This window comes from Priestia aryabhattai B8W22 (assembly GCF_000956595.1).
Classification (GTDB): Bacteria; Bacillota; Bacilli; order Bacillales; family Bacillaceae_H; genus Priestia; species Priestia aryabhattai.
In genome coordinates this window covers 1-1,190 of sequence record NZ_JYOO01000069.1, presented here as the reverse complement: position 1 = coordinate 1,190, position 1,190 = coordinate 1, and the positions used below count along the sequence as shown (strand labels likewise).

The 1,190-nt window shown below is 35.3% G+C and carries 2 protein-coding genes; one reads left to right on the top strand and one right to left on the bottom strand.

Annotated elements, in window-relative coordinates:
* Positions 1–43: 43 nt before the first annotated feature.
* Positions 44–340, bottom strand: a complete 297-nt coding sequence (locus N178_RS25415; protein ID WP_045295646.1) for a hypothetical protein — start codon at positions 338–340, stop codon at positions 44–46.
* Positions 341–573: 233 nt separating this feature from the next.
* On the opposite strand from N178_RS25415, the gene N178_RS25410 reads away from it, so the two are divergent.
* Complete coding sequence (locus N178_RS25410) at positions 574–1,167, top strand: exonuclease domain-containing protein (RefSeq protein ID WP_013057015.1); 594 nt, start codon at positions 574–576, stop codon at positions 1,165–1,167.
* Positions 1,168–1,190 lie beyond the last annotated feature (23 nt).

Sequence of the window (1,190 nt, the reverse complement as noted above, 5' to 3'; positions counted from 1 at the left end):
GATAGAGGAGAAGTGATTTTTTTCTTTCTGTATGCAAGTAAATTTAAGAATGTTCTTTTTGACGCTGCAGCAAGATATGATAGAGCGACGTGCTCCAAATAGACATATTACGCGCTGCGATTTCATAAGGCTTTTCATCAATTTTAAACAAGAAATCCCCTTCATAACTCACGGATTTCCCTTGCTTTTCTAGCTCTTGTTTCACAGCTTCAATCCATTCTACTGCATTCGTATAATGTTTGTTCAAACGAACTTTAATAGTTTGATTCCTGTAATGAATAAAAGATGTAATTCCCCAAAAAATTAAGACAAGAAAAAGTACCATATACAGCAATTGCATGATAACGATCCCCTTCTTCCTTCATTTCCTTATTTTCAATGAAGACTTAATTTAGATGAGTAAATATTACTATTCTCCTTTGCTATTGTCATTTCCTTTAAAAAAGTAAATTCCTTTTCCACGTGGGCGTATAAAATAAACCCGTGTACGTGCTTGCTCATCTTTTTTACTAACGTTTTCTGTTAAAAAATGATAAGCTAATAGAATAATAAATAGAAAGGGAGGGCGACGAGTTGTCAACTGAACAAGTGAAATTAGCAGCCGTTTTAGATGTTGAAACAACGGGATTAAGTGCTCAAACATGCGATATTATCGAACTAGCAATTGCTGTTGTTTCTTATGATTCTTCTACCGGAGAAATAATCGACATTGTAGAAGAGTATGAAGAATTTAATATGCCTTCAACTCCCATTTTCCCTTACATTACAAACTTAACGGGAATTACAAATGAAATGGTCAAAAATAAAACATTAGACGATAAAAAAGTGGAATCGCTGTTAACTAGCGTTTCGGCTATCATCGCTCATAATGCTTCTTTCGATCGCAGTTTTCTTTTAAAACGGTATCCATCTTTATTTAACCAAAAATGGCACTGCTCTATGCGTGCTGTCAAATGGAAAGAGTACGGCTTTCCTAATAAAAAACTAACAACGCTTCTTGACCATCATAATATTGAGAGAGAGCACGCTCACAGAGCTATGGATGACGTGAAAGGAACCATTGACTTGCTAAGACAGCAAAATCCTAGCGGAGAGCCTTATTTTTCTGAAGTACTAAAAAAAGCAATGAGCAAACCTAAAAAAACAGCGGCTTCCACTCGTTTTTAACTCAACAAAAAAAAGCGCAGCTT

What these genes read in the sequence shown, in the direction of transcription:
- N178_RS25415 (WP_045295646.1), bottom strand. Translation starts at nt 340, where the DNA reads ATGCAATTGCTGTATATGGTACTTTTTCTTGTCTTAATTTTTTGGGGA.